This window comes from Corynebacterium sp. TUM25015 (genome assembly GCF_056393505.1).
This window is the reverse complement of sequence record NZ_CM150783.1, coordinates 214807-238644: the sequence shown is the minus strand read 5'-3', so window position 1 is coordinate 238644 and position 23838 is coordinate 214807. Positions and strand designations below refer to the sequence as shown.

The 23838-nt window shown below is 59.5% G+C and carries 23 protein-coding genes; 13 read left to right on the top strand and 10 right to left on the bottom strand.

Features of this window, described 5'->3' with window-relative positions:
* Positions 1-47 precede the first annotated feature (47 nt).
* Positions 48-2276, bottom strand: a complete 2229-nt coding sequence (locus tag AC06DS_RS01130) for an NADP-dependent isocitrate dehydrogenase (protein ID WP_477100769.1) — start codon at positions 2274-2276, stop codon at positions 48-50.
* A gap of 190 nt (positions 2277-2466) precedes the next feature.
* On the opposite strand from AC06DS_RS01130, the gene AC06DS_RS01125 reads away from it, so the two are divergent.
* From AC06DS_RS01125 to AC06DS_RS01075, 11 genes are all read left to right on the top strand, one after another.
* On the top strand, positions 2467-3732 hold the full coding sequence (locus tag AC06DS_RS01125) for an MFS transporter (protein ID WP_477100768.1): 1266 nt from the start codon (positions 2467-2469) through the stop codon (positions 3730-3732).
* Positions 3733-3801: 69 nt separating this feature from the next.
* Positions 3802-4782 (top strand): exodeoxyribonuclease III, encoded by a 981-nt coding sequence (locus tag AC06DS_RS01120; RefSeq protein ID WP_477100767.1) that lies wholly within the window; start codon positions 3802-3804, stop codon positions 4780-4782.
* A complete protein-coding gene (locus AC06DS_RS01115; protein WP_293790734.1) occupies positions 4776-5633 on the top strand; it encodes a trimeric intracellular cation channel family protein in 858 nt (285 codons plus the stop codon). The genes AC06DS_RS01120 and AC06DS_RS01115 overlap by 7 nt, the downstream gene beginning before the upstream one ends.
* A gap of 11 nt (positions 5634-5644) precedes the next feature.
* Positions 5645-6670, top strand: a complete 1026-nt coding sequence (trpS, locus tag AC06DS_RS01110) for a tryptophan--tRNA ligase (protein WP_293790735.1) — start codon at positions 5645-5647, stop codon at positions 6668-6670.
* Between the two features lie 71 nt (positions 6671-6741).
* The gene (locus AC06DS_RS01105) at positions 6742-7824 is read left to right on the top strand and encodes a YhjD/YihY/BrkB family envelope integrity protein (protein WP_293790736.1); all 1083 of its coding nucleotides are present in this window, start codon (positions 6742-6744) and stop codon (positions 7822-7824) included.
* Between the two features lie 54 nt (positions 7825-7878).
* Positions 7879-9201: an adenosine deaminase gene (locus AC06DS_RS01100; RefSeq protein ID WP_477100766.1), complete on the top strand. Its 1323-nt coding sequence runs from the start codon at positions 7879-7881 to the stop codon at positions 9199-9201.
* Positions 9202-9294: 93 nt separating this feature from the next.
* Positions 9295-10290 (top strand): substrate-binding domain-containing protein, encoded by a 996-nt coding sequence (locus AC06DS_RS01095; protein ID WP_448308054.1) that lies wholly within the window; start codon positions 9295-9297, stop codon positions 10288-10290.
* Complete coding sequence (locus AC06DS_RS01090; RefSeq protein WP_293790739.1) at positions 10287-11282, top strand: ABC transporter permease; 996 nt, start codon at positions 10287-10289, stop codon at positions 11280-11282. The genes AC06DS_RS01095 and AC06DS_RS01090 overlap by 4 nt, the downstream gene beginning before the upstream one ends.
* Positions 11283-12062 (top strand): ATP-binding cassette domain-containing protein, encoded by a 780-nt coding sequence (locus AC06DS_RS01085; RefSeq protein WP_477100765.1) that lies wholly within the window; start codon positions 11283-11285, stop codon positions 12060-12062.
* 86 nt (positions 12063-12148) lie between these two features.
* The gene (locus AC06DS_RS01080) at positions 12149-12820 is read left to right on the top strand and encodes a hypothetical protein (RefSeq protein WP_477100764.1); all 672 of its coding nucleotides are present in this window, start codon (positions 12149-12151) and stop codon (positions 12818-12820) included.
* Between the two features lie 116 nt (positions 12821-12936).
* Positions 12937-13896: a hypothetical protein gene (locus AC06DS_RS01075; RefSeq protein WP_477100763.1), complete on the top strand. Its 960-nt coding sequence runs from the start codon at positions 12937-12939 to the stop codon at positions 13894-13896.
* A 75-nt stretch (positions 13897-13971) separates the two neighbouring features.
* Here AC06DS_RS01075 and AC06DS_RS01070 read toward each other — a convergent pair whose 3' ends face one another.
* The 4 genes from AC06DS_RS01070 to AC06DS_RS01055 are packed head-to-tail and all read right to left on the bottom strand — an operon-like array spanning position 13972 to position 16708.
* Positions 13972-15234 (bottom strand): hypothetical protein, encoded by a 1263-nt coding sequence (locus AC06DS_RS01070; protein ID WP_476727937.1) that lies wholly within the window; start codon positions 15232-15234, stop codon positions 13972-13974.
* Positions 15235-15273: 39 nt separating this feature from the next.
* Positions 15274-15444 (bottom strand): hypothetical protein, encoded by a 171-nt coding sequence (locus tag AC06DS_RS01065; protein ID WP_293790744.1) that lies wholly within the window; start codon positions 15442-15444, stop codon positions 15274-15276.
* Positions 15445-15474: 30 nt separating this feature from the next.
* Positions 15475-16374 (bottom strand): C40 family peptidase, encoded by a 900-nt coding sequence (locus AC06DS_RS01060; protein WP_477100762.1) that lies wholly within the window; start codon positions 16372-16374, stop codon positions 15475-15477.
* Positions 16375-16396: 22 nt separating this feature from the next.
* Entirely contained in the window at positions 16397-16708 is a 312-nt protein-coding gene (locus AC06DS_RS01055) for a hypothetical protein (protein ID WP_448308036.1), read from the bottom strand.
* Between the two features lie 89 nt (positions 16709-16797).
* On the opposite strand from AC06DS_RS01055, the gene upp reads away from it, so the two are divergent.
* Complete coding sequence (gene upp / locus AC06DS_RS01050) at positions 16798-17436, top strand: uracil phosphoribosyltransferase (protein WP_477100761.1); 639 nt, start codon at positions 16798-16800, stop codon at positions 17434-17436.
* On the opposite strand, the gene AC06DS_RS01045 is transcribed toward upp, so the two are convergent.
* Positions 17407-18942, bottom strand: coding sequence for a phospho-sugar mutase (locus tag AC06DS_RS01045; protein ID WP_477100760.1), 1536 nt, complete (start codon positions 18940-18942; stop codon positions 17407-17409). The genes upp and AC06DS_RS01045 overlap by 30 nt on opposite strands.
* Positions 18939-19751 carry a purine-nucleoside phosphorylase gene (locus AC06DS_RS01040; protein WP_476727933.1) on the bottom strand — a complete coding sequence of 271 codons (813 nt, stop codon included), beginning with the start codon at positions 19749-19751 and terminating at the stop codon, positions 18939-18941. Before AC06DS_RS01040 ends, AC06DS_RS01045 begins: the two co-directional genes overlap by 4 nt.
* A gap of 57 nt (positions 19752-19808) precedes the next feature.
* On the opposite strand from AC06DS_RS01040, the gene AC06DS_RS01035 reads away from it, so the two are divergent.
* On the top strand, positions 19809-21041 hold the full coding sequence (locus tag AC06DS_RS01035; RefSeq protein ID WP_477100759.1) for an amidohydrolase: 1233 nt from the start codon (positions 19809-19811) through the stop codon (positions 21039-21041).
* Here AC06DS_RS01035 and AC06DS_RS01030 read toward each other — a convergent pair.
* From AC06DS_RS01030 to AC06DS_RS01020, 3 genes are read right to left on the bottom strand one after another with little or no spacing between them, the layout of a single operon-like run.
* Positions 21022-21603, bottom strand: a complete 582-nt coding sequence (locus tag AC06DS_RS01030; protein ID WP_448308039.1) for a DUF1707 SHOCT-like domain-containing protein — start codon at positions 21601-21603, stop codon at positions 21022-21024. The genes AC06DS_RS01035 and AC06DS_RS01030 overlap by 20 nt on opposite strands.
* 23 nt (positions 21604-21626) lie before the next feature.
* Positions 21627-23177, bottom strand: coding sequence for a glycerol kinase GlpK (gene glpK / locus AC06DS_RS01025; protein ID WP_473963638.1), 1551 nt, complete (start codon positions 23175-23177; stop codon positions 21627-21629).
* A gap of 36 nt (positions 23178-23213) precedes the next feature.
* Positions 23214-23822 (bottom strand): hypothetical protein, encoded by a 609-nt coding sequence (locus tag AC06DS_RS01020; protein WP_293790754.1) that lies wholly within the window; start codon positions 23820-23822, stop codon positions 23214-23216.
* Positions 23823-23838: the final 16 nt, after the last annotated feature.

Below are 23838 nucleotides of genomic sequence, written 5' to 3'. Positions count from 1 at the left end.
GGCGCCGGCATCCTAATGCCAGCTCCGGGGTAAAACTCGCAGCAATACTACTTGTTGGAGTTTAGGCCGTCGATGATCTCGTTGAAGGTCGCGGACGGACGCATCACTGCGAACGTCTTCTCGTCATCTGGCCAGTAGTAGCCGCCCAGATCCACCTCGTGCCCCTGAACATCCAGCAGCTCCTGGGAAATCTTCTCCTCGTTGGCCTCGAGGGCGTCAGCAACAGGCTTGAAGATCTCTGCCAGCTCCGCGTCGCGAGTCTGGTCAGCTAGCTCACGTGCCCAGAATTTCGCCAGGTAGAAGTGAGAGCCGCGGTTGTCGATCTCGCCAACCTTGCGGGACGGGGACTTCGACCCGTTCAACAGTGCCTCGGTAGCGGCATCCAGAGCATCGCCCAGAATAGGGGTGCGTGGATTGTTATCCGTCTCCTGCAGTTTGCGCAAGGATTCCGCCAGAGCCAGGAACTCGCCCAGAGAATCCCAGCGCAGGTGGTTCTCCTCGGTCAGCTGAGCCACGTGCTTCGGAGCGGAACCGCCGGCACCCGTCTCAAACAGGCCACCACCGGCGATCAGCGGAACCACGGACAGCATCTTTGCGGACGTGCCCAGCTCCATGATCGGGAACAGGTCAGTCAGGTAATCGCGCAGCACGTTACCCGTGACCGAAATAGTATCCTCACCAGCACGGATGCGGTCGATGGACAGCTGCATTGCCTCCTCCGGAGACAGGATGCGGATGTCCAGATCCGCGGTGTCGTGATCCTTCAGGTAGGTCTCTACCTGCTTCTTCACGTTCATGTCGTGCTCACGCTTTGGATCCAGCCAGAACACTGCCGGGGCGCCGGTAGCGCTAGCGCGCGTCACAGCCAGCTTCACCCAATCCTGCAGCGGAATGTCCTTGGTCTGGCATGCGCGCCAAATATCGCCCTCGGAGACCTCGTGCTCCATCAGTACGTCGCCGGCCTCGTTCAGAACCTGCACGCGCCCCTCGGCCGGAATGCGGAAAGTCTTGTCGTGCGAACCGTACTCCTCGGCCTTCTGCGCCATCAGGCCGACATTCGGGACGGTGCCCATCGTCGTCGGGTCGAAGGCGCCGTTCTTGCGGCAGTCATCGATAACTACCTGGTAGATGCCTGCGTAGGAGGAATCAGGCAGAACCGCTAGCGTATCCTGCGTCTCATTGTTCTTGTTCCACATCTGGCCAGAGGTGCGGATCATAGCTGGCATGGAAGCATCCACGATCACGTCGGAAGGAACGTGCAGGTTAGTGATGCCCTTGTCGGAGTTCACCATCGCCAGATCCGGGCCATCAGCCAGAGCCTTGTCAAAGGCCTCGCGGATTTCCGCTGCCTTGTCCACCTCTCCGGCGTCCAGCGAATCCAGGATTGCGCCCAGGCCGTTCTCGCCATTCAGGCCAGCCGGCAGCAGCTGGTCGCTGTACTGCTCGAAGACATCGCTGAAGTAAGCACGCACGGCGTGGCCGAACATGATCGGGTCGGAGACCTTCATCATCGTGGCCTTCAGGTGCACGGAGAACAGCACGCCCTCCGCCTTCGCGCGCGCCACCTGAGCCCTGAAGAAAGTGCTGAGAGCATCGGCACGCATCACGGTGGCGTCAATAATTTCCTTGTCCAGAACCGGCAAGGATTCCTTGAGCACCTGCGTCTCACCGTTCGGCTTGACCAGCTGGATGCGCAGGGTGTCATCACCATCGATGATGACGGACTTCTCGTTGTGGCGGAAGTCATCTGCCTCCATCGTTGCGACGTTCGTCTTCGACTCTGGCGACCACTTGCCCATGGAGTGCGGGTGCTTGCGGGCAAAGTTCTTCACGGCCTTCGGCGCGCGACGGTCGGAGTTACCCTCACGCAGCACCGGGTTCACAGCGGAGCCCTTCACCGAATCGTAGCGAGCCTGTGCATCGCGTTCCTCGTCCGTCTTTGGCTCAGCCGGGTAGTCCGGCAAGTCGTATCCGGCCTTCTGCAGCTCCGCGATGGCGGCCTTCAGCTGCGGGATCGACGCGGAGATGTTCGGCAGCTTGATGATGTTCGCATCCGGGGTCTTGGCTAGTTCGCCGAGCTCAGCCAGAGCGTCGTCAACCTTCTGCTCCTCGGGCAGCACATCGGAGAACGCGGCAAGGATACGGGCGGCCAGTGAGATATCGCGGGTCTCCACCTCCACTCCAGAGGTCGAAGCAAAAGCCTCCACAATTGGCTTCAAGGAATAAGTCGCCAAGAGCGGGGCTTCGTCGGTGCGGGTGTAGATGATCTTTGCCATGTGGCGTTCGTCTCCCAGCCTCTAGTTAGTCAGTTGATCTTTTAGTGGTTTACGATCCAAGAATACGGCAAATAGCAAACCCGTGAATGATACGGGGTTACCGCCCACCGCGCGGCCAGTTTGTGGTTAAAGAGCAAAAATATTTTTTGTTACACCCACCCGCCGCCCAACCTACCCATGAAAGCAAGCGATGCCTGTGAATCGAATCCGTCAAAATAGCTCTAAATCTCGCCTAACCAAGCTGCCATCGCGCCGCCCTATACCGCGCCAAACGGAGATTTCCACCCGCCACCGTTATATAGCCATGATTGCGATGGCTCTGGGTGGTTTCGGTATCGGTACGACTGAGTTCGTGGCAATGGGGCTGCTGAACCTCATCGCGGATGACTTTTCCATCACCGAGGGGGAAGCTGGCCACGTAATCTCTGCCTATGCGCTGGGAGTGGTCATTGGCGCTCCGCTGATTACGACGCTTACGGGTTCAATTCCGCGCCGACGCCTGGCATTGATCCTTATGGGGGCTTTCGTTATCGGCAACGGCCTCAGCGTCTTTGCACATTCCTATTGGGTGCTGATGATTTCGCGCTTCATCGCAGGTTTCCCGCATGGTGCCTACTTCTCCGTTACCGCGCTGATCGCGGCGTCGATGGCCCCGAATGGCAAGCGTGGTAAGGCAGTGGCGTTGACGGGCATGGGACTTTCAATCGCCACGGTTATTGGCGTGCCAGTTGCGCAGGGCTTGGGTTCTGCCCTTGGGTGGAACGCGGCTTTCGCGATGGTTGCGGTCATCGGCATCATTACCTTCATTGCGCTGTGGTTCACGGTTCCGCACATGACGTTGATGCCCCGCACGAAGCCGATCACTGAGCTCGGCGCACTGGTTAATTCGCAGGTTCTTATGACGTTGGCTATCGGCACTGTTGGCTTCGGCGGTATGTTCGCGGTCTACACCTATATCTCGTGGACGCTGACGGAGAACGCGGGCTTCAACGCTGACCTGATCTGGATTCCGCTGATGGTCTATGGCATTGGCATGGTCATCGGTACGTACATCGGTGGCGTGCTGGCTGACCGGAACCTGGAGTATGCGATCCTTGGCACTCTGCTGACCTTGATCGTGGTGCTGTCCGCTTTCTACTTCCTGTCGCACAACGCAGTGCTGGGAATCATAAACTTCGGAGTAATCGGACTTTTGGGTTCCACCCTGGTGCCGAACCTGCAAACCCGCCTGATGGATGTGGCGGGCGATGCTCAAACCCTCGCTGCGGCGCTAAACCACTCCGCACTGAACATGGCCAATGCGGCCGGTGCAGCGGTGGGCGGCGCCGTCATCTCCGCTGGTTATGGATATTCCACCCCGGCTCTGGCCGGTGCTGTGATGGCTGCCTGCGGCGCACTGCTGTGGGTTCCTGCCTACTTCTTACGACGCCGTCAGCTTGCGGCTGCTCGCGGGTAGATTCTTCGCGCTGCGTTACTGGCCCACTCGTCGGGGTGGTTGTCTGACCTACTTAGTAGGGTAGGGCGCATGAAGTCTTTGACTATTGCGACGGTGAACGTCAACGGTATTCGTGCCGCGGCGAAGGTGCGTCACGAGGATAATCAGGGGATCCTGCCGTGGCTGGAAAATACTCCGGCCGACGTAGTGTTGATGCAAGAGGTGCGCGCGGATGAAAAGCAGACGCGCGCTGCGCTGGAACCCGTCTTGGACGAGTGGCATCTGGAGCAGGCGCCGGCTGCCGCAAAGGGACGTGCCGGGGTGGCCATCCTGTCCCGCATACCACTGCGAGAAGTGCAGGTTGGTTTTGGGGACGAGGAGTTCGCTGACTCTGGCCGCTATATAGAGGCCACGGTGGATGCCGGCGACCTGCCGGTGCGCGTGGCTTCCCTGTACTTGCCCAGCGGTGCGGCGGGGACGGCAAAGCAGGATGAAAAGTACCGTTTCTTGGATTCTTTCGGCGAGTACCTCAACAACCGCGCTGGGCAGGGGGAGCTGGTTATCGGCGGCGATTGGAATATTTGCCACCGCCGCGAAGACCTAAAGAATTGGAAGACCAACCGTAAGAAGTCGGGCTATCTGCCGGACGAGCGAGCCTTTATGGATTCCGTCCTGGGCACCTTCCCAGATGAAGCAACTCAGGTTGCGGACGCAGAGGACGCGGGCCGCAATGGCAACCCCGCTGGCGTGGCCGGGGACTTCTTCGGTGCGGTTGATTACGCGCCGGGCGAGATCGCTGCAGCTCGCCTGGCAGCCGGCGCTGCAAAGGATCCGCAGTATTTCGATGTCATGCGTCGGGTATTACCGGAGCAGGCCGGCCCGTACTCCTGGTGGACTTACCGCGGTCAGGCTTTCGACACCGACGCGGGCTGGCGCATCGATCTGCAGGTGGCCACCCGCGGCATGCTGGAGCGCGCACTCAGCGCGAACAATGTGTGGGTTGACAAAGCCGCAGCTTACGACCAGCGCTGGTCCGACCACTCACCGGTGTTGGTGGAGTACACATGCTAACCGTCCTCTACGTCCTGGGGCTTACCGCGGAGTCAATGACGGCTGCGTTGGCTGCAGGTCGACAGCGGATGGACATGTTCGGCGTCATGCTCATCGCCTCAGTGACTGCCTTCGGTGGTGGAACGGTGCGCGACCTGCTGCTTGGCCACTACCCGCTGCGTTGGGTGAATGAGCCGATCTTCTTAGCCATCGTATTGGTCGCAGCATTGGTGACGGTGTTGGCGAGCTTCCTGATGGATTATTTCCGCACTATCTTCTTGGTGCTGGACGCGGTTGGCCTTTCCACCTTCGCGATTCTGGGCGCACAGGTGGCTTTGGAGATGGGGCATAGCCCACTGATTGTCGTGGTTTCCTCCGTGGTTACGGGCGTATTCGGCGGTGTGCTGCGCGATGTTCTGTGTGACCGGGTACCGCTGGTGTTCAACGAGGAGCTCTATGCCTCCATCGCCATCTTGGTCTCGGTGTTGTACATGAGCATGCTGCACTTTGACCTGGATCAGACGATCGGCAGCCAATTCGTCATCGTCATCTGCCTGTTCTTTGCCTTTGGCCTACGTCTGTTGGCGATTTTCTACCGCATTTCCTTGCCCGTGTTTGAGTACCAAGAACGGGAATATGTACGCGACCCCGCTGGCCGATTGACTATGTGGGCGCTCAACAAGGCTGGCGTGCGCCGCCGGGAAATGCGCAGGCGCAGCGTAGGAGCGCCGCGAGGACCGAAAGACAAGAAGAGCAAGAGGAAGCGTAGAAGACTAAACCGGTTCGAACTGGTTGACCGGGGAGAATTCGAATACGAGGACGACGGGGCGTCCGAAAGCCCGACCACCGACCCCGAAACCCGCGACGAGTAAGGTTACCTACTATGAACCAACCTGCGAAGAAACAGCGCGTCGTCTCCGGCCTGCAGCCGACCAGCGATTCCTACCACCTGGGTAACTACCTGGGAGCGGTCAAACAGTTTATCCAGCTCCAGGACGATTACGAGACTTTTTACTTTATCCCCGATCAGCACGCAATCACCGTGCCCGGTTATAACCCCAAGGATCTGCGCAAACGTACCCTCGCGGGGGTAGCACAGCTATTGGCCCTGGGTATCGACCCGGAGCGGTCCACTTTGTACGTACAGTCCCACGTGCCGGAACACGCTCAGCTGGCATGGGTATTGATGTGCATCACCGGCGACGGCGAAGCGCGCCGAATGACACAGTTCAAAGACAAGTCCGCCAAGCAGGGCGGGGATAACACGACCTCTGGTCTGTACGCGTACCCCATGCTGATGGCTGCGGATATTCTGCTGTACCGCCCGCACCTGGTTCCAGTTGGCGAAGATCAGCGCCAGCACCTCGAGCTCACGCGCAACCTGGCAGAGCGTTTTAACTCCCGGTATAAGAAGACCTTCGTAGTGCCAGAGGGGTTCATTCCCGAGGGGGCAGCGAAGATCTACGATCTGCAGAACCCGACGGCCAAGATGTCGAAGTCCACGGATAACCCCAAGGGCCTAATCAACCTGCTGGATGACCCGAAGGTATCGGCAAAACGCATTCGCTCGGCGGTTACCGACAACGACGGCGAGATTCGTTATGACAAGGAAAACAAACCGGGCGTATCGAACCTGCTTGTTATCCAGTCGGCGCTGGGGGATAAGAGCATCGACGAACTCGTAGAGGGCTACCAGCAGGCCGGCTCCGGTTACGGCGACCTCAAAAAGGACACGGCGGAGGTGCTGGAGGCGTTCTGTTCTCCACTGCGTCAGCGCTTTGACGAGTACATGGCCGACCCCGCGGAGCTGCACCGCATCCTCGCGGCAGGTGCGGAACGCGCCCGCGAAATTGCAGCCAAGACAATCGAGCAAGTTTACGAGCGTGTAGGTTTCCTGGCTGAACAGTAAAGCGCGGCGGCTCTCGCCGTGCTTTACTAATGTGAGAATCTTCGAGACGACCGGAAGGAAGGGCCGTCCCCTTGGCGACCACCGACCCCGATAAGAAAAACCTGGACTCCTACGGTGTGGAGCGATCCCGCAAAGACGAGCCGGGGCCGCTGGACAAGTACCGCGAAAAGTGGCCATGGCTGGATCATGTGCTGCGAATGCAAGATCGCTATTCCGAGCAAGGCGGTAACCAGTACGCAGCTGGCATTACCTACTTCTCCGTGATGACGATCTTCCCGCTTATGATGCTGACCCTGGCAGTGCTGGCCATGATCCTGGCAGGTAATGAGAAGCTGCTGAATGAAGTCATGGACAAGGTCGCCAATATGGGCGACGGCAACATGGGCGAAGTTCTAAAGACAATCATTGAGCAGTCCATTGAACAGCGAAACTCGGTGTTCTCCATTGGTCTGCTGTTAGCGCTGTGGACCGGACTGGGGTGGATTGCGCACCTGCGTATGGGCGTATCCGAGATGTGGAAGGTACCAGGCCAGGCGGACAGCTTCCTCTCCGGCAAGATTAAGGACCTGATCGGTCTGATTGGTCTGCTGGTTTCCCTGATTCTTGCCTTCGCGGTAACCACTATCGGTAATTCCGGCCTGACCTCTCAGCTGCTAGACACCGTGGGACTGGCAGACGTCCCTGGCATTCGCTACATCACCTTTGCTGTGGCCCTGGTAGTGGCGTTGATCGCCAACTTCTTAGTTTTCTTCTGGATGATCCTTTACTTGCCACGCACGAAGGTGCCGCGCAAGTCCGCGGTGAAGGCAGCAATCATCGGCGCGGTACTGTTTGAGATCTTCAAACAATTCGCCACCATGTTCTTCTCCAAAGCACTTTCCAACCCGGCGGGCGCGGCCTTCGGCCCGATCATCGGTCTGATGGTGCTTATGTATTTCGTTTGGCGAATCCTGCTGTACTGCTCCGCATGGGCTGCCACCACGCCCGAGTCCCTGGCGAACCTGCGCCCCGAAGCACCCCCGGCAGCCGTTATTCGCGTGCGCCAGGAGGTGCGTACAGGAAGCACGGATGCGAACCGCGCTGGCCTTCTCGGCGTCGGCGCTGCCGCAGGTGTAGTAGCGGGTGGACTGGTTTCTAAGCTCTTCCGTCGCTAGTTAGCTCCAACCAGCAACTCTCCCGGGACGCGGATGCCGCTAGGATCGTTAGACATGATCGACTCTGACATCATCGCGTCCCTTCCCAAGGTAGAACTCCACGACCACCTCGACGGCGGGGTGCGTCCCGCCACCCTGGTCGAGCTCGCCGAGAAAATCGGCTACGAACTGCCCACCACCGACCCCGCAGAGCTGGAGCAGTGGTTCTACGAGGCAGCGAACTCCGGCGACCTGCCCACGTACCTTACGACCTTCGACCACACCACCGCCGTGATGCAGACCGCCGAGGGGCTGGTGCGCATCACTCGCGAGGCAGTTGAGGATCTGGCTGCCGATAACGTGTGCTACGCCGAACTGCGCTACGCCCCCGAACAGCACCAGGCCGATGGCCTTACCTTGCAACAGGTCGTTGAAGCCACCGTGCAAGGCGTTAAGGAAGGCGAGCGGATCGTAGCTGAAAAGGGCGGCCGCATTCACGTGCGTCTCATCCTGTGCGCTATGCGCCACGCAGATCGCTCCGAGGAAATCGCGCAGCTCACGGTCGATAACTACGGTGAGCACACTCCGGGTGAAGGCTATGTCGTCGGTTTCGACATTGCCGGCGCCGAGGATGGTTTCCCGCCGTCGAAGCATGCTGCCGCTTTTGAGTTGCTGCGCCAAAATCTTATTCCTTTCACCATTCACGCTGGTGAGGCCGCAGGTGTGGATTCTCTTCGTGACGCCCTAGCGCAGGGTGCCCGACGTATCGGTCACGGCGTACGCGTGTACGAAGACTTTAATGCCACCATGAGCGGTATTGAGCTGGGGCAGGTAGCCCGCTTTATGCGCGACCAGCGCATCGCCTTGGAGATCTGCCCGACCTCCAACACACAGACGGGCATCTGCGACGATGTGGCGGAACATCCTTTCGGCCTGCTGTACGAGATGGGCTTCCTGTGCACCGTGAACACGGACAACCGCCTGGTCTCTGGAACCACGATGTCCCGCGAATTCGAGTTATTGGCCGAGCACTGTGACCTGGAGCTGTGGCAGCTGTTGGAGCTGACCAGCAATGCGCTGCAGGTGGCCTACTGCGATGAAACTCTGCGCGAAGACCTGGAACGTAACGTGATTTACCCCGCCTACGCCGAGGTCGGCAATAGCCTGCCCGACGATGCTTTGGATGCCGAGGATGGCGAGTTGTCCAGCGGTATGCAGCGGCTGCACGGTCACGGACAGCCACACGCTGCGGGTGCAGGGGCTGGGCAGCAGGACATTGAATTGTCGATGGAGAACCTCAAGGCCGAGCTGGAAGAGCTGGGGCTTAGCTTGGACGATGACGAGGGTGAAGGTACCGACGATCCTGACGGTTCCGATGGCTCAGAAACCCGCAGCTAGAAGCCTCTGAATGCTTTAAGTTATCTCGCTAGCAGTTGGGCTTTGCCCTTGTGACCTGGCAAGATGCTCTGCATGGCGAATTCTCGGGGAAAGTTGTTCAACCTCCGCCGCACTGCGGCATTGCTGCTCACGATCTGCACTGGCCTGGCTTTGACCGCATGCTCGGAAACCGGTGGCCGTCCGCGGGGAGGATCCTCCGGCGATGGTGGCGGGGGAGTGGATACTCCACGCTACACCGTGGCGATGGTAAGCCACGGCGCACCGGGCGATACCTTCTGGGATCTTGTCCGTGCCGGCGCCGAGGATGCCGCCAAGAAGAACAACCTTGAGCTGCGTTATAGCTCTTCCCCGCAGGCGCCGGATCAGGCAAACCTGGTACAGAACGCCATCGATTCCCATGTCGATGGTCTGGCTTTGACCATGCCCACCCCGGAAGCATTGGGGCCGGTGGCTAAGCGCGCATCGCAAGCCGACATCCCCGTTGTCGGTCTGAACTCCGGCATGGAGCATTACAAGAAATACAACCTCAGCGCCTTTTTTGGTCAGGACGAGTCCGTCGCCGGTGAACGCGCCGGTCAGCGCTTGGCTAAGGACGGGGCCAAGAAGGTGCTGTGCGTGATCCACGAACAGGGTAACCCCAGCCAGGAATCCCGTTGCGCAGGCATCAAGAAGGGGCTGAACGGTGGCTCCGTTGAGAACCTCTATGTCAATGGCATGGATCTCACCAGTGTGCAGTCCACGGTGCAGGCCAAGCTGGCACAGCAGAAGGACATCGACTGGGTCATGGGGCTTGTCGCGCCCGTCGCATTGACTGCGGTGCAGGCCAAAGAACAGGCCGGCTCGGATGCGAAGATCTCCACCTTTGATACGAATGCGGAGCTCGTCGCCGCTATCAAGAAGGGCACCGTTCAGTGGGCTGTTGATCAGCAGCCCTATCTACAGGGCTACATGGCCATCGACGCGCTCTGGTTGGCTAAGCGCAATGGTTCGACCGTGGGCGGCGGGCAGCCAGTACTCACCGGGCCGTCGTTCGTGGATAAGTCGAACGTAGATACGATCGCAGATGCCGCCAAGGAAGGCCTACGATGAAGGCTGTGAAACTGCTCAAGCGCCCCGAGTTCACCTCCGTGCTAGGCGCGGTGTTGATCTTCGCGCTGTTCATGTTCGTAGCCCCGTCTTTTCGCTCTTTAGACGCTCTTTCGACGGTGCTCTACTCCAGCTCCACCATGGGTATTATCGCCCTGGCTGTCGGACTGCTGATGATCGGCGACGAGTTCGACCTCTCCTCTGGTGTGGCCGTGACCACTGCCGCCCTGGCCGCCACAATGCTGAACTACAATTTCTGGCTAAACTCCTGGGTCGGCGTGTTCCTGTCGCTCCTGATCGCCTTGGCTATCGGCGCGTTTAACGGGTTTATGGTGATGCGCACTGGCATTCCCTCATTCCTTATTACTCTCGCCGCATTCTTGATGCTGCAGGGCATCAACCTTGCGGTGACGAAAATGGTCACTGGCCAGGTCGCCACACCGTCGATCGCCGATATGGAGGGCTTCGACTCCGCCAAAGCAGTTTTTGCCTCCTCGGTGGATATCCATGGCGTGGAAATTAAAACCATTGTTTTCTGGTGGCTGTTCTTTGTTGCACTGGCCAGCGTGCTGTTGTTCAAGACGCGCTTCGGTAACTGGATCTTCGCCGTCGGCGGTGATGCCGAGGCTGCCCGTGCCACCGGAGTTCCCGTCCGTCGCGTGAAGGTCATCCTTTTCATGTTCGTTGCCTTCGCCGCTTGGTTCGTGGGTATGCACAACCTGTTTGCTTTCGACTCCATTCAGGCCGGACAGGGTGTGGGCAACGAGTTCCTCTACATCATCGCCGCGGTTATCGGCGGCTGTGCGCTCACAGGCGGGCGCGGCACTGCCATCGGTACTGCTATTGGTGCATTGATCTTCGGTATGACGAACCAAGGCATTGTTTATGCAGGCTGGACACCAGATTGGTTCAAATTCTTCCTCGGCGCGATGCTCCTGTTCGCAGTGCTCACCAATAACTCTGTCGCCAAGTTCACTTCTGGGGGTCGTAGCTAAATGTCTTCTTCTATTGACGCCACCCCAGTCATCAGCCTCCGCGATATCACCAAGGACTATGGTGATGTCCACGTGCTGAAGGGCATCAACCTGGATATTTACCCTGGCAAAGTGACCTGCATCCTGGGTGACAACGGCGCAGGCAAGTCCACACTGATCAAGATTCTGGCTGGCCGTCACAAGCACACCAGTGGCGAGTTGCTGGTCGATGGGGAGGAGGTTCAGTTCTCCGGCCCGAAGGACGCACTGGAAAGGGGCATTGCCACCGTTTACCAGGATCTAGCGGTCGTGGGGCAGATGTCCGTGTGGCGGAACTTCTTCTTGGGCCAGGAGCTCACCGGTCGCTTCGGTATGCTCCGCGCTGATGAAATGCGTCGCATCACTGCCGAAGAGTTGGAGAAAATGGGCGTGCACCTGGATGATGTCGAGGTGCCCATCGCCAACCTCTCCGGTGGTCAGCGCCAGGTCGTGGCGATTGCACGGGCTGTGTATTTCGGCGCGCGAGTGATCATTCTCGACGAACCCACCGCAGCGCTGGGCGTCAAACAATCCGGCATGGTACTGCGCTTCGTTAAGGCCGCGGCGGAACGTGGGGTGGGAGTGGTGCTGATCACGCACAATCCTCACCATGCATATCTCGTCGGTAGCCACTTTGTGCTGCTGAATATGGGCGAGCAGTCCCTGGACGCGGATTACTCTGAGGTCACGTTGGAACAGTTGACGTTGGAGATGGCCGGTGGTGGCGAGCTGGATTCCCTAAATCACGAGCTCCGGCGCTAAGTGGGTTGGGGTGTTAATCTACGGCGTAGGTAACGATCGTTTGGCCTCTTAGAGGCAAGACGTCTGAGTAAGCATATGGTTTTCTGATGAACAACGAGAACTGGAACAATTGGAATAATTACCATCCGCCGGCACCAGAACCACAGCGTGCGAAGGAAACCTCGCCATGGGTTTATGCCAGTGTCGCAATTGCCGTGATTGCGCTTTTAGTCGGCGGTAGTGTGGCCGCCTTTGCCATCTTGGGCGACAGAAACGACGATGGTGACAGTGAAGCGCCCGCCGTGGCCAGTGAGTCCTCTGCCTCTGCTCCGAGTGGGGCTTCAGAAACAAATGGAGAATCCACCGCTCCCCCGAAGAAGCCGACGCCCGATGCTCCCGAGGATGAAACGGAGAGCCAGGAAAGTAACCGCAGTACTGGCAGCGCCCAGTACTCCTTGAGTCGACATGGATGGGAAGGGAGCTCCGCCCACTGCAACTCAGATGACGAATGGCTCTACGCAGCATACGGAGACGGTGACTATGTGGTTGTCTGCAAGGTCGGACAGAAAGGCGATTACTACTACCGCGGTGATGTCGGTGGGTATGAGCTGGAGAAGGATGTCGATATGGCTTACGCCGATCCAGGTCGGGGAAGCTACCGCGTCCCAGTTGGTGGGGGAACGAGAATCGAGATCAACCAAAAGAGCTTGAAAGTTTTCGAGCATGGCGAGGTGGCCAGCAACATTCAGTTTGACGAGTACTTCGTAGAGAACCCCTAAACGTCCCATTCTGTAGGGAGGATTCCCCAATTGGAGTCGCCGGAAGGGTAGCTGAATGTAATAATTAGTCGGCTAGTAAACCACGATTTTTCGCAGAAAGATTGAGAGCATCCTTTATGAGTAACCCGAACCCTTACGGTCAGCCGGGGCAGAATTTTGGTGGCCCAAGCCAACCGAATCAACCTAACCAGGCATTCCCAGCGCAGCAGCCGAACCAAATGCAGCAGCCACAACAGCCGCAGCAGTTCGGCCCGCAGAGCCAGTTCAATCCGCAGGGGCCGAAGGGGCAGTCTCTGCAGTGGAACCAGATGGGTGCGATTGCCGCCGGAGTCTCTGCGCTATTGGTGCTGATCGTCAGCTTCCTTCCCTGGTTTGGCGTGGAAGCTAGGTATGAAGATACTAAGAATTCCGCGTCGATGAACGGCTGGGGTCGAGTTTCTGCCTCCTACGCAGATGCATCCGACGCTGAAAGGTACAGCGAGAGCCTAGGCATCCTGTTCATGATCTTGGTTCTGGGGTTGCTGATCGGCGCGGCGGTAATGCTATGGCTGAAAGCGCAGCCTCGCATTGCTGTCTTCATGACGATTGGTTCCGGAGCACTACTGTTGATCTGGAATATTGTCGCATATGTCCAGTTCAATGGCGACTTCAAGGAGGCGAAGGAGGAAGTTGATAAGTTGACGCAGTCAGTTCCATCAGGCTACTCGGAATATATGCCAACTCCTAAGGTTGACGTCTCCTTCGATGGTGGCCCTAAGTTCTGGTTGTTTGTCGCAATTCTCCTTGCTTTGGCGATCATCACCCTCGGCGTGATTGCGATCGTCAAGTATGGCCACCTTCTGCAGGGGCCGGGTAACAACAATCCGAACCAGTTCGGCCAGCCGCAGAATCAGCCGGGTAACCAGTTTGGTCAGCCGCAGGGTCAGCCACAGAATCAGCCGGGTAACCAGTTTGGTCAGCCGCAGGGTCAGCCACAGAATCAGCCGGGTAACCAGTTTGGCCAACCGCAGGGTCAGCCACAGAATCAGCCGGGCCAGCCGGGGAACCAGAACCCCTTTAACCAGCCAGGGCAGTAGCTAACCCTGGGCATTAAAAAAGAGCTCACCAGTACATACTGGTAGAGCTCTTTTTGTTGTTTGGCGATATTCCGGCTAGAAGCGCGTAAAGCGCTTGGTCAGGTCTTCTTCCAGTGCTTTCCAGCCCTTGGCCTCCTCGTCAAAGGGGGCAGAGGGCTGCGAATCGGACGGGGAGCCGAGCATGTAAGCCAAGTAGTTCTGCAGCTTGGGGTAGCTCAGCAGAACCTTGTTCACGCTGTCATCACCCGCCCAGTCAGCAGCGTCTGCCAGCAGCTCGTAGGCGCGACCCAACTGGTCGGTATCCACCGCGTCGATGGATTCCGCGATGTCATCGTGCAGGCCGGCGAAGGAGTACTGGTTCGAGTCGTGCACCGTGACTTCCAGTTCACCAGCATTGGCGGCGCTGACAATATCGCCCCACGTCTCCAGCTCTTCGAGGTCGTGATCGTGGGCGTCGATAAGCCACCGCACCAAAGCGCGAGAGTTCGGGAAGGTATTGATCTCTCCGTGACGACCTAGGAAGCGCGGCTTGTCGCCGACGTAACAACGCAAAGTGTAGACGTACTGGCCACCCAGGCTGATCCGGATCGGATCAATGCCGGCGTCCGCCCAAATGGTCTTGTCGTAAGGGTCGGCATCGGCGCTGTCTTCCTTCTTGGCTGCGGCAGCTGCCTCCGCTTCCTTTTCCTGCAGACGCTTCTCGCGGGCCTCCTGTGCCTCGTCAATCCGCTTCTGCGCGTCTTCGACCTTGGCCTCGTCGACCTCGGGCTCGGTCAGGTGCTCCTCAACGTCGTTGAGCATGCCCTTCCAGCGATCTAGCACGGTACGTCCGACGCCCGACCACTCTTCCAGGCCGTTCTGCGACTGGTAGTGGTCCGGGCCACGGCGCACATTGTCCAGGATGGAATAAGAGTGGAACCAATTGTTCACGCTCTTTAGCCCCAGGACGTTACCCATGGAGCGTAGAAGGTCGAAGCCGCGGGATACAGCGGAGGTGGATTCATAACCCGGACGGAGGGACAGTTTCCGAGGAATCTCGATTAGGCTGATCTTGCCCGTGCGCGTGGGCACCACATTCGTCACCAAGTCGGTTTTAAACTTCGCCCACTTGGGGTGTTCGGCCAGCTCATTACGGCCACCGTTTTCCAGGAAAGCCAGCAGCTTGGCGGGGGAATCAAAGACGAAAAGATCGTCATCGTCACCTAGGAACCCCTGCCAGCGTTCGCCCTTGACCAGCCAATTGGGTGCCCACAGGGTGTACCAAGTACCGCTAGTGATCTCTAACTCGACGGCGACGATGCCGTTACCGAATGTCCTCAAGCCATTTTCTGCTGCCATGGAAAGGCATTCTACTAGGTTGGCATGCCGGAGTTGGTGTTAGTCCTGTGACTGATCTGGGCGCCGTGTGCGTAGCTCCGCAGTGAGCACCGCTGGTACCGTCTCGGGCATTTCGCCTAAGAATTGAGCTGCCAGATACTCCCGTGGAGGGGGAGTGCTGACGATGCGTGCCAGACCACTGCTGTGTGAACGTCCGTTGATAAGTGCCATGTCCTACTCCTTTTGATTCCAGCCTGTAGCCTAGGCCGCCGTCGGTCGGTAGAAGCCCTTGAAGGGCATTCCGCTGTTCTCTTGCCGGATCGGGCTGATTTGCACCGGATTGCCTGCTTCGATCATGTGGTTATTGTCGACGACCATTGCCACGTGGCCATTCCACACCGCGAGGTCTCCTGCTTGCACCGCCGACCTGGCGATCTGTGGTCCGATTGCCTGTTCGCTCGACGTTCTTGGCAGTTCCACCCCAGCCTGTCTGTAGGCCCACTGAACCAGCCCACTGCAATCCAAACCTTTGCCGGGCACCGTGCCTCCCCATTGGTAGGGGGTGCCCAGGGCAGTCTTCGCTGCGGCAACCGCCTGTGATGCTTGCGAGGAAGGCGCCCCTTGCGTTCCGGGTGCCTCGTATGCAGCTGGTTCCAGCGCCGGGGACGCGTCCGGGTTGCGCGCGGGAAGCCGCTCCGGCAGCTGTTCCTTGTGCACCTTGTGCACGTCGTTCGTAAGCCCGTGAAGTTCAGTCTCCAGCGTGTGTACGCGATCCTTCGCCCGTTCCACGTGCCGCAGCACCACCGGCATCGCCGCACCGAGGCCATTTATCCACCCCAATGGTCCGACCATTCCACTTCCTGCCACGGCCTGGCCGACCTCCCGCACGCAGTCGCGCAGGATCACACCCAAATCCCCGATTGTGCGTTCTACCGCCAGGGCAGCCTGGTTAGCCAACCCGTCCAGGGCTCCACCAGCCTTCACCACGGAAGCTACCGCTCGCGCCACCGTGTCTAAAGATCCGTGGACACTTTTCCCCGCATTACCCTGTAGTGCCGCAGTCGCCATATCTCCCAATCCCTCCAGCCCGCGCACCGCTGGCACACTCGCACTCAGGCCCGGGCTAAAAGGCGAGGGGATAGCTGCAATCAACGGGGTCACAAGACCCGCTATATCGAGCACTTCACACCTCCGTCAGCCCATTGAAGGCCCTGGAAAACTCGCCTTCGTGTCCCTCAAGGTCGCGGTTAATGCTGGCCAGGGCAAACGTGGCGTCATTAAAGTAACCATCCGCATCCCGCAGCAACCCGTCGTGCGCGTCCCGTGCAGCCGACAACGCCCGCAGGAAATCACTCAACGCAAGCGGCGCTACGGCCCCCGTTTCCCCATGAATCGGCGAAGCTCGCCCCTGCAATGCTGCGCCCACGTCCGTGGTACGGCTCTTAAGCTGCGCAACTAGCTCCGGATCAGCGTGAATCTTATCCCCATAGAGCAAAAGAAACCCTCCCCAAACAAATGCTCAGAACCGTTAGACCGCGTTGTGAGGCAAAAGGTTCCGCGCGCCATCAACTACAGTGGGGAACCATGGATATTCAGGTGGTAAAACATCCGCTCGTCGCAGCGCGCCTCAGCATTATGCGCGACAAAAACAGCGATAACGCACAGTTCCGTGCTGCCCTGGCCGACCTGGGCGCGATGCTGATCTACGAAGCCTCGGCAGATCTGGTAGCCGAAAAATTTGAACTAGAAACCCCGGTAGCCACCACCACGGGCACGCGATTGGAAAAACCCCCGACTATCGTTCCCGTCATTCGCGCAGGTCTGGGCATGATCGATCCGGCATTATCCATGATCCCCGACGCGCAGGTCGGGTTCATCGGCATGGCTCGCGACGAAACCACCCACGAGCCCGTGCCTTATCTCGAGGCTCTGCCAAATGACCTCCGTGATCAGCCGGTGTTCCTCGTCGACCCGATGCTGGCTACCGGTGGCTCGCTGCTGCACGCGATTCGCCTACTGGAGGGCCGCGGCGCCAACGACATCACCTGCGTGTGCATGGTCTCTGCCCAGCCCGGCGTTGATGCGCTCGTTGAGGCACAGGTGAGCGTTCGCAAGTTGGTCACCGCCACAATTGATCCGAGCCTGAACGAAGATGCGTATATCGTCCCCGGCCTAGGCGATGCCGGCGATCGCCTATACGGCCCCCGAAACATCGATCTTTAGGCGCTCCAGCAGTGCCTCCACGGCCTGTGCGTCTGCTCCCGGCTCGGCGCTGACCTCCAGGTAGAACTTTGCCTTCGGCTCCGTGCCGGAGGCTCGGGCGACCACGCGCAGCGCCAGATCATCCACATGACCCACGAGGCGCACTCCGTCGGTGCGGTTGCCCTCTGAGTCCTCGATCGGCCCGGCCTGCACCGCCGCGCCCGCAAGTGTTGCTGGCGGGTTTTTCGTCCAACGTTCGATCAGTTCGTGTGCCTGAGCCACGTCCTCGAATCGGCTGCTTACCTGCGCAGTTCTAAAGACGCCATAGGTGGCCTCGATGTTGTCCAACTCGGTGGCCAGGTCCGTCTCGGCTGCCCATGCCGCAGCGATCAGCGCCGTGGCAATACCGTCCTTGTCCGCCACGATGTGCGGAGCAGGAGCAGTGCCGATCGCCTCCTCATAAGCGAAAGCCAACTCCCCAGGGCGTCCGTCCGCAGCACGCGCGAGATTCTTAAAGCCCGTCAGCGTCTCTACATAATCCCAGCCTTCGGCGCGTGCCATGCGTCCGAGCAGCTGTGAACTGACAACCGTGGTTGCTACGACAGGTTTGTTTCCTGGTGACGCCCCCACACCTGCCAATACCCTGCGTGCCAGCAAGGGTCCGGTCTCGTCCCCGCGCAGCATGTGGTACTCCCCGTCGGCCCGCTTCAACCCCAGCATGCAACGGTCGGCGTCCGGGTCCAGAGCGATCAACAGATCCGCGTCGATCTCTCGCGCTTCGGCCAATAGGGCGTCCGTCGCACCGGGTTCCTCCGGGTTCGGAAATGCCACTGTGGGGAAGTTGGGATCCGGCCAGCGTTGCGAAGCAACGGTGTGGACATTGCCAAAGCCGTTTTCGCGTAGAGCCCACTCCAGGGCGTTACCGCCCACGCCGTGCATTGGTGTGTACAGGATCTTCAGTTTGCGCCGTGGTGCCAGTTCGGATTGGCGTCCTGTGGCTACAAGGGTGCCCAAGTCAGTGACGTAGCCGGAGACCGCAGACAAATCGACCGACTTCGCCTCGGAGCGGGGGATGTCAGCCGCATCGGCGGGCTGAGCAGCAATGTGTTCTTCGATTTGGCGATCAGCGGGGGAGACCAGCTGTGAACCGCCATCGAGGTAAAGCTTGTAGCCATTATCCTGCGCCGGGTTATGCGAGGCGGTGATCTGCACGCCCACGTCCATCCGGCGGGACTTAACCAGCCACGCCAGCACCGGCGTAGGAGCTGGCTCCGCAATGAGGGTGACATCAAACCCCGCACCGGCGAAGGTCTCCGCCGTTGCGCGGGCTAGGGCGTGGGAGCCGTAGCGGGCGTCATATCCAACAGCCGCACGAAAAACCCCGTCGGCGCGCAAGGGTCGCTTGCGTTCCTGCAGCCAGGCGGCCACGCCGGCGGTGGCTCGGGTGGCGGTGCCCACATTCATCTCATCCGGGCCGGGTCCTACTTTGGCGCGCAGACCGGCGGTGCCGAACTTCAGTTCGCTCATAGGTTGTTCACCAGCTCGCGGAGCAGCCCACCCATGTCGTTGGCTGCATCCTTACCCGCTTGCAAGACTTCTTCGTGGTTCAGTGGTTCGCCGGTAATACCCGCGGCCAGGTTGGTGACCAGGGAGATTCCCAGCACATCTACGCCTGCCTCGCGGGCGGCGATGGTTTCATAGACCGTGGACATACCCACCAGGCCCGCGCCCAGGGTGCGCAGCATGTGGATCTCTGCGGGGGTTTCGTACTGCGGCCCGGGCATCATGGCGTAGACGGCCTCGCGCATGCCAGGGCGCATCTCCTGCACCTTGGCGCGCAGGGTAGGGCTATAGGCATCCACCAGGTTGACGAAGTTTGCGCCGGACAGGGGAGTCTTCGCCGTGAAGTTGATGTGATCGGCAATCAGCACTGGCTCGCCTACGCTCATGCCCTCGGTGAGACCGCCAGCAGCATTCGTCAGCACGACCGTCTGTACCCCCGCGGCTGCGGCGGTTCGTACTGCATGGGTGGTGCGCCACAGCTCGTGGCCTTCGTAGGCATGGGTGCGGCCCAGCAGCACCAGCACATTGCGGCCACCAATTCTTCCGCTACGCACCGTTCCGCCGTGCCCTTGGGCGGTGGGGGCGAGGAATCCCGGAAGCTCCGACATCGGGAACTCCACCAGGTCTTCCGCGCCTTCACACAGCACGTCCGCTGCAGGGCGCCAACCGGAGCCGAGTACGACAGCACATTCGTAAGAGTCGAGACCCGTGCGATCTTTCAAAGCCGCCGCAGCGTCGTCGGCCAGCTGATAGGGATTTGGGGAAGCAGTCATGTCAACCAAGGGTACCGCAGGCGTTAGACTAGATAGGTCAATCGAAGTGAGAGGAATGTGAGTAGTCAAGTGCAAGACGGCACACAGCAGCGCACACAGGAGGACAGCGCACACTCCATTGCCGAGTTCGTGCGGGACTGGGTGCGGGATAATTCCCAGCGGATCGTCGACTGGCGCCGTCACCTGCACCGCAATCCCGAGCTTTCGCACATGGAGACGGAGACGACTCGCTTCCTCACCCAGGAACTCGAGCGCGCCGGGCTGCGTCCGGTGGCTTTGCCCTCTACGGGACTCATTGCGGATATTGGCCCGATCGGTACACCTCGTATCGCCTTCCGCGGTGACATCGACGCTTTGCCATTGCAGGAGGTCACAGGCCTGGACTTTGCCTCTGAAATTCCCGGCATCATGCATGCATGCGGCCACGATATTCACACCACCGTTGTGCTCGGTCTAGCTGTCGCCCTCGCCGAGTTTGTGGACTCCCACGGGGAGGATGCGCTGGGAATTCAGGTTCGCTTTATCTTCCAGCCGGCTGAGGAAGTCATGGATGGAGGCGCAGTCGACGTGATTGAGGCCGGGGCTCTCAATGGCGTGTCCCGTATTTTCGCATTGCACTGCGAGCCAAAGCTCAGGACGGGGGAGATCGGCGTGCGCACTGGCGCCATCACCTCGGCTAGTGATGTTGTGGAGATCATCTTGCGCGGTAGCGGTGGCCACACCTCCCGGCCACACCTGGCGGCGGATCTGGTGTACACAGCAGGGCTTATTGCGTCGCAACTGCCCGGCCTACTGTCCCGCACGGTGGATCCGCGAACCGGCACGGTACTGACTTTCGGCGCGATTAATGGCGGGTCGACGTTCAACGCAATGCCCCAGGAGGTTCGCCTGCTCGGTACGTTCCGCACAGCGGAGGTTGGAGTGTGGCGTCGTGGCGAAGAAACCCTGCGCGAACTGCTGGAGCACCTGGTCGCACCGACCGGAGCTCAGCTTGAATTGCGCTACACCAAGGGCGTGCCGCCGGTGATGAACGACGACGTCTCCACCGCCGCCTTGGCGCAGGCCGTGAACGACGTCGATCCGAATGCCTTGAAGGAAGCCCCGCAATCCACCGGTGGTGAAGACTTCAGCTGGTATCTGGAGCATGTGCCTGGCTCGATGGCGCGCCTGGGCGCATGGACAGGCAAGGGGGAGCGCCCCGACCTGCACCAGCCCGATATTGTCTTCGATGAACGGGCGCTGGGGATCGGTATTCGCCTCTTCGCCGGGGTTATCGACCAGTTCCGTTAAAGCGCTTCTGGGCGAAATTCATCGCACTGCTGGTGAGCTCGTGAGTGCGTTGTTTGCGCTCGAACTTCCACTGCGCCTGTTGTACGCGCTGCTGCAGTTTGAGCTCCTGGAAGCGCTGTCGATCTAGCTGGCGAGGGCTGGGCTCGTACCACTGCTTCGGGCCGGCCTTCATAACGTAGAGCATGACGAAAACCATTGGGATGAGCAGCAATAGCACTGGAGAAGAGGCCCATACGCTATTGAGAACAATGGCCAGGCCTGTGCTGCCAATGACGGTACTGAGCAACAACCCGAGGCGGATATTCCGGCCACTTCGGTAATGGCGATCAACCTCGTTGGCAGAGTAATAGGGAACCACTTCGCGGGTAGGGGACAGCGGTGGAAGGTCTGCGAAGAGTTGCTCTAGTTCTCTTTCAGAGACAGCTTCGGTGGCCAGCTGCACGCGCTCCTCGTATTCGGACATGGCGAGCCGACCATCGGCGAAATGGGCACCGAGGACGCTGATTGCGTCGCTGCGGTCGATGTCAGAAACTCGAATCTCTCTGTGGGAGGGGTCGCTCATACTTCTAAGCGTAGCATTGCGTCTTAGTCGGACTTCCAATCAAAAGTGCGCTCCACCGCGCGCTTCCACTTCGCAAAAGTGACCTCGCGCTCTTGGGGATCACCCTGGGGGAAATAGGTCTTTTCCTCCTGCCACAGCGACACGAGCTCGTCAAGATCCTGGAAAAAGCCCACTGCCAGACCGGCGGCGTAGGCTGCGCCAAGGGCGGTGGTTTCCGACACCTCCGGAACGGTTACTGGAACCTCAAGTTGATCCGCCTGGAACTGCATCAGCAGTGAGTTCACCACCATGCCGCCGTCGACGCGTAGGTTTTTTAAGTCCACCTTGGAGTCCGCGTTCATGGCTTCGACGACCTCGCGGGTTTGGAAGGCGGTGGCCTCCAGCGCAGCGCGAGCGATGTGTGCTTTTGTTACGTAGCGAGTAAGGCCGGCGATGATGCCGCGCGCCTCGGGGCGCCAGTGAGGAGCCAGCAATCCACTAAAAGCCGGCACGATGTAGCAGCCACCATTGTCGTCCACGCTCCGAGCCAGTGGCTCAATATCATCGGCGGTGTCAAAGAAGCCCAGGTTGTCACGGAGCCACTGCACTAGGGAACCCGTGACGGCGATGGAGCCTTCCAGGGCATACACCGCGGGCTGATTGCCCAGCCGGTAGGCGACGGTGGTGATTAGCCCATGTTCCGACCACTGCGGTTCGGTACCGGTGTTTAATAGCAGGAAGTTCCCCGTGCCGTAGGTGTTCTTCGCTTCGCCTTGGTTGAAGCATACCTGCCCGAAAGCAGCGGCTTGTTGGTCGCCCAAAATACCGGCGATGGGTACACCGTTGACCGGGCCGCTGCGTCGCACCTTGCCGACGATCTCTGAGGAGCTCACGATCTCCGGCAGCATAGATTCAGGGATGTCAAAGAGCTTGCACAGTTCCGGATCCCATGTTTGCGTGCGCAAATCCATGAGCATCGTGCGGGAAGCATTGGTGACATCCGTGACATGCCGAGCGCTACCTGCCCGTCCCGCCTTGGACTTCTTGCGTGAGCGGCGCGTGAGCTCCCAAATTAGCCACGAATCAATGGTTCCAAAGGCCAGCTCCCCGCGCTCTGCTTTCTCGCGGGCGCCGTCAACGTTATCCAGAATCCATCGAATCTTCGGTCCGGCGAAGTAGGTAGAGGCATTGAGCCCTGTGCGCTCGAAGATCATGGACTTCTGCTCTTCGCTTAAGCTCTTGATGATCTCGTCAGTGCGGGTATCTTGCCAGACGATCGCGTTGTAAATCGGTTTGCCGGTCTCGCGATCCCATACGACGGTGGTTTCACGCTGGTTGGTAATGCCTACTGCGGCGAACTCTTCCACGGGAATATCGTGGGAGGCTGCGGCGTCGGCCATGACGCGTCGGCTATTGCGCCGAATTTCCTCCGGGTCGTGTTCCACCCAGCCGGGCTGGGGGAAGATCTGCCGGTGTTCCATCTGGCTGGAGCTCACCATCTTCCCACGGGCATCGAAAATGATGCAGCGGGTGGAGGTAGTCCCCTGGTCGAGCGCCAGTACGTAGCCCCGCTTGGAGCTCTTCCACTTTGCCAAAGTTCCGGTCAGCTGATTTGAGAGGGTTTCTGCCACTTAGTTTTCTTCGAGGTCGGCGTCGGATTCAGAAACAGTTTCGCTATCCTTCTTCCGCTGCTTCGCAAACGCGGCCAGGATCAGGATCGCCACGCCGGCTGCGCCACACAGCATCGTCACCCAGCGCAGTGCTTGCAGGGTGCCGGAAGAGAAGGTGGAGATGTAGATGGTTCCCTTGTCGCAGTTGTACTTAGCCTTTGCAACGTCCTCTTTGAACGTGATGGACGTGTACACGCCCTTGTTCTTGGTCAGCGGCAGAGAGACATCGGAGATCTCCAGATCGTCCTGGCTGAATTTCAGGTCAGCTTCGCGGATGCGATCGGCGAGATCCTTGTCATGCTCGTCGGTAAGGGTGCACTGGCGCGCGCTGAGCGCGTCCTCGTCGGCCAGCAGGTAGTACTCCTTGCCACCCGAAACGTCGTAACCCTTGCCAAAGTCCTTTACACCGACCAGCGAAACGATGGCAGTGATCACGGCAACGACCAGCAGGCCGAGCCCCAGAAAGATCATGCTCTTCGGCGTCTTGTCCTGCGTGGTGCCCTGGGGCGTTCCCTCAGTCGTGCTCTGGTTTTCCTGCTCGGAAAAGTCTTCAGCTTTGTGGTGGGTCATGGGATGCGTTTCCTGT

Bases quoted from the DNA above. Each gene is read 5' to 3' on its own strand.
- AC06DS_RS01130 (WP_477100769.1), bottom strand. From the start codon at position 2,276: ATGGCAAAGATCATCTACACCCGCACCGACGAAGCCCCGCTCTTGGCG.
- AC06DS_RS01125 (WP_477100768.1), top strand. From the start codon at position 2,467: ATGCCTGTGAATCGAATCCGTCAAAATAGCTCTAAATCTCGCCTAACC.
- AC06DS_RS01120 (WP_477100767.1), top strand. From the start codon at position 3,802: ATGAAGTCTTTGACTATTGCGACGGTGAACGTCAACGGTATTCGTGCC.
- AC06DS_RS01115 (WP_293790734.1), top strand. From the start codon at position 4,776: ATGCTAACCGTCCTCTACGTCCTGGGGCTTACCGCGGAGTCAATGACG.
- trpS (WP_293790735.1), top strand. From the start codon at position 5,645: ATGAACCAACCTGCGAAGAAACAGCGCGTCGTCTCCGGCCTGCAGCCG.
- AC06DS_RS01100 (WP_477100766.1), top strand. From the start codon at position 7,879: ATGATCGACTCTGACATCATCGCGTCCCTTCCCAAGGTAGAACTCCAC.
- AC06DS_RS01090 (WP_293790739.1), top strand. From the start codon at position 10,287: ATGAAGGCTGTGAAACTGCTCAAGCGCCCCGAGTTCACCTCCGTGCTA.
- AC06DS_RS01085 (WP_477100765.1), top strand. From the start codon at position 11,283: ATGTCTTCTTCTATTGACGCCACCCCAGTCATCAGCCTCCGCGATATC.
- AC06DS_RS01080 (WP_477100764.1), top strand. From the start codon at position 12,149: ATGAACAACGAGAACTGGAACAATTGGAATAATTACCATCCGCCGGCA.
- AC06DS_RS01075 (WP_477100763.1), top strand. From the start codon at position 12,937: ATGAGTAACCCGAACCCTTACGGTCAGCCGGGGCAGAATTTTGGTGGC.
- AC06DS_RS01070 (WP_476727937.1), bottom strand. From the start codon at position 15,234: ATGGCAGCAGAAAATGGCTTGAGGACATTCGGTAACGGCATCGTCGCC.
- AC06DS_RS01065 (WP_293790744.1), bottom strand. From the start codon at position 15,444: ATGGCACTTATCAACGGACGTTCACACAGCAGTGGTCTGGCACGCATC.
- upp (WP_477100761.1), top strand. From the start codon at position 16,798: ATGGATATTCAGGTGGTAAAACATCCGCTCGTCGCAGCGCGCCTCAGC.
- AC06DS_RS01045 (WP_477100760.1), bottom strand. From the start codon at position 18,942: ATGAGCGAACTGAAGTTCGGCACCGCCGGTCTGCGCGCCAAAGTAGGA.
- AC06DS_RS01040 (WP_476727933.1), bottom strand. From the start codon at position 19,751: ATGACTGCTTCCCCAAATCCCTATCAGCTGGCCGACGACGCTGCGGCG.
- AC06DS_RS01030 (WP_448308039.1), bottom strand. From the start codon at position 21,603: ATGAGCGACCCCTCCCACAGAGAGATTCGAGTTTCTGACATCGACCGC.
- AC06DS_RS01020 (WP_293790754.1), bottom strand. From the start codon at position 23,822: ATGACCCACCACAAAGCTGAAGACTTTTCCGAGCAGGAAAACCAGAGC.